The organism is Dyella sp. (assembly GCF_036568765.1).
Classification (GTDB): Bacteria; Pseudomonadota; Gammaproteobacteria; order Xanthomonadales; family Rhodanobacteraceae; genus GSA-30.
In genome coordinates this window covers 1-3,320 of the sequence record NZ_DATCRY010000131.1, presented here as the reverse complement: position 1 = coordinate 3,320, position 3,320 = coordinate 1, and the positions used below count along the sequence as shown (strand labels likewise).

General features: G+C 61.9%; 3 protein-coding genes. All 3 read left to right on the top strand.

Annotation, left to right across the window (positions count from 1 at the left end; all coding sequences use genetic code 11):
• Positions 1 to 234 precede the first annotated feature (234 nt).
• Positions 235 to 1,578 (top strand): amidohydrolase family protein, encoded by a 1,344-nt coding sequence (locus VIM98_RS09570; RefSeq protein ID WP_331992873.1) that lies wholly within the window; start codon positions 235 to 237, stop codon positions 1,576 to 1,578.
• Positions 1,579 to 1,600: 22 nt separating this feature from the next.
• Entirely contained in the window at positions 1,601 to 2,356 is a 756-nt protein-coding gene (gene ubiE / locus VIM98_RS09565) for a bifunctional demethylmenaquinone methyltransferase/2-methoxy-6-polyprenyl-1,4-benzoquinol methylase UbiE (RefSeq protein ID WP_331992872.1), read from the top strand.
• Between the two features lie 87 nt (positions 2,357 to 2,443).
• Complete coding sequence (locus VIM98_RS09560; RefSeq protein ID WP_331992871.1) at positions 2,444 to 3,091, top strand: Pr6Pr family membrane protein; 648 nt, start codon at positions 2,444 to 2,446, stop codon at positions 3,089 to 3,091.
• Positions 3,092 to 3,320: the final 229 nt, after the last annotated feature.

The window sequence follows — 3,320 nt, the reverse complement described above, 5'->3', positions numbered from 1 at the left end:
GACACCAAACGAACGGGCCGACCCGGTTGGGAGGCTCTGTGGCATGGCTGGGCTCGCCTGCAAGAACGCATGGAAGGCTATCTGCTCGCTAAGCAGATAGCCACCAAGATGTGATCAAGAGACAGGGCTTTGCCGGGGGAGGGCTTGGGGTGAGGGGGGCTCCTGCGCCACCTGCGAACTCCAAGCCACACCTGCTTTGTTAGTATCCCGGACCAGCCAACAGGGAAGCCGCCCATGCAAACCGCACGTCTCGCGCTCGTCCTGCCATTCGCTCTCGCCGCATCCTTGTCCGCTCAAGCGACCGACGCACCACCGCCCTCGGTCAGCGTCCTGCACTGCGCCCACCTGGTCGACACCGCCGCAGGCAAATTGCTGGGCGAAACCACCCTGGTCGTCGAGGGCAACAGGATCAAGGAAATCCACGCAGGCACGGTGGATACGAAAACGTACAGCGATGCCGCCACGGCGCGCGGCGCCAATTTCAGCTATCGCAATTTCACCCGCGGCACCTGCCTGCCGGGATTGATCGATGCACATACCCACCTGACCAGCGAAACCAGCCCGACCGGCTTTACCGATCAATTCCGGTGGAACATCGCCGACTACGCAATCCGCTCTACCGTGTACGCCAAGCGCACGCTGCTGGCCGGCTTCACCACCGTGCGCAACCTCGGTGACACGGCCAACGAGTCGATCGCCCTGCGCAATGCCATCAACGCCGGACTGGTGCCTGGCCCACGCATCTTTACCGCAGGCCAGGCGATCGGCACGACCGGCGGACACGCCGATCCGACGGACGGCTATCGCCAGGATCTGGCCGGCGATCCGGGTCCGAAGCAAAGCATCATCAACAGTCCCGAGGACGCCTGGAAAGCGATCCGCCAGCACTACAAAGACGGCGTGGACGTGATCAAGATCATGCCCTCCGGCGGCGTACTGGACGAAAGCGCCAGCGTCGACAACGCGCAAATGACCATCGAGGAAATCAAGGCGATCGTCGCCGCCGCCCACGACTACGGCTATACGGTCGCCGCGCATGCGCACGGCGCCGAGGCAATCCGGCGCGCGGTGCTCGGCGGCGTCGATTCGATCGAGCACGGTACCTTCATGAACGACGAGGACATGAAGCTGATGAAGGAGCATGGCACCTGGTATGTGCCGACTATCATCGCCGGCAAGTATGTGCAGGCCATGGCCGAAAAAACCGGCTATTACCCGCCGCAGGTTGCCGCCAAGGCGCGCCAGGTCGGGCCGCTGATCCAGGCTACCGCCGGCCGGGCCTACAAGGCCGGCGTGAAGATCGCCTTCGGCACCGATGCCGCGGTCTACCCGCATGGCCAGAATGCCAAGGAGTTCGAATACATGGTGCAAGCAGGCATGCCACCCATGTTCGTTCTGCAAGCGGCCACGACTCATGCGGCCGAACTGCTGCACAAGCAGGATCAGCTCGGCCAGATCGCCGTGGGACGGGTCGCCGACGTGATCGCCGTGCCCGGCAACCCGATCGAGGACATCACCGTCATGCAGCACGTGGAATTTGTCATGAAGGACGGGGTGGTCTACAGCGACAAGGACTAGTCGCCGCGGTAGCATGTACGCCATGAACGATCAGCAGCCCAAGACTACCCATTTCGGCTTCCGCGACGTCCCCGTGGACGACAAGCAGAAGCTGGTCGGCCAGGTTTTCACATCGGTCGCGCGTAATTACGACCTGATGAACGACCTGATGTCATTGGGCGTCCACCGTCTGTGGAAGCGCCATTTCGTGGCCGTGAGCGGCGTGCGCCGCGGCGATCGCGTGCTGGATCTGGCCGGTGGCACCGGCGATATCGCCGCCCTGCTCAAGCCGGTGGTCGGCGACGAGGGCGATATCGTCGTTGGCGATATCAACGCCGCAATGTTGAATGTCGGCCGGGACCGCCTGACCGACCGCGGCCTGGTCGCCGGCCTGCAGTGGACCCAGCTCAACGCCGAGGCCCTGCCGTTCGCCGACAACAGCTTCGATGCCGTGACCATGGCCTTCGGGCTGCGCAATGTCACCGACAAGGACAAGGCGCTGGCCGATATCCATCGCGTGCTCAAGCCGGGCGGCCGTGCACTGGTGCTGGAATTCTCGCGCGTGCAGAACGAGCTGTTCGGCAAGCTCTACGATTTCCATTCATTCAAGATCCTACCCAAACTCGGTCAGCTGTTCGCGGGCGACGCCGACAGCTACCAGTACCTGGCCGAATCGATCCGCAAGCATCCGGATCAGGAAACGCTCAAGGGCATGATGGAACGCGCCGGCTTTGGACGCGTGGATGTGCGCAATCTGACCAATGGGATTGTGGCCATCCATCGAGGGTATAAGTTCTAGGAGTGATCGGAGAGGAATAAGTAAAAGCAGGTTTCCGCACTTACGCCGCACCACGCCTTCATTCACTCCTCTTCACTCACTTCTCCCATGACTCCTCGCTACCGCTCCCTAGCCCTTCTCGGCGCCCTTGTCGGCTGGTTCGGTCTGCTGCTTCAGCTTTACCTCACTATCGCGCTCAAGCGCATCGCCGGCGAAGGCATCGGTGCAGCCCTGTGGCTGTACTTCGGCTACTTCACCATCCTGACCAATATCCTGGCTGCACTGGCACTGAGCGCCGCCGCGTTGGCGCCAGGCACAAGCGCCCTGGGCTTCTTCCAACGTCCGGGCGTTCATACCGGCACCACCATGAGCATGATCGTGGTGGGCCTGGTTTATAACGTCATGCTGCGCAGCCTGTGGCATCCGCAAGGGCTGCAGATCCTGGGCGACAACATCATGCATGTCGTAATGCCGCTATGGATCTTGCTGTATTGGTGGCTGGCCGTGCCCAAGGCGACGTTGCGCTGGTCGCAGGTCGGAGCCTGGTTGCTTTATCCGGCCGGTTATTTCGCGTATGCGTTGCTGCGCGGCGCCTGGGATGGCTGGTATCCCTATCCGTTTCTGGATGTGAAGGCGATCGGTTACACGCAGGTATTTATCGATGCGCTGGTGGTGCTGGCTGCGTTTTTCCTGATCGGCCTGGTGCTGATTGCACTCGGCCGCTGGCAAGCGCGCCAGCGAGCGTTGCCAGCTTGAGCGCCTTCTTCCCCACGGCGATCAAAGCACTCATGTCGCGACGAAAGTCGCTCCCACAAAGACAGGAAAGCCTGGCCTAGCGGTGTGGGAGCGACTTCAGGGAACCTCTAAAAACCTCGCAATCGCCCGAACATAGCGAAAGCGGATCCTATCGTTGTGGGAGCGACTTCAGTCGCGACAAGGACTTGCGATAAGGCACGATCGTCGCGACGAAAGTCGCTCCCACAGA

Excerpts from the sequence above, each read along its gene's own strand:
- ubiE (WP_331992872.1), top strand. The coding sequence starts at position 1,601 with ATGAACGATCAGCAGCCCAAGACTACCCATTTCGGCTTCCGCGACGTC.
- VIM98_RS09570 (WP_331992873.1), top strand. The coding sequence starts at position 235 with ATGCAAACCGCACGTCTCGCGCTCGTCCTGCCATTCGCTCTCGCCGCA.
- VIM98_RS09560 (WP_331992871.1), top strand. The coding sequence starts at position 2,444 with ATGACTCCTCGCTACCGCTCCCTAGCCCTTCTCGGCGCCCTTGTCGGC.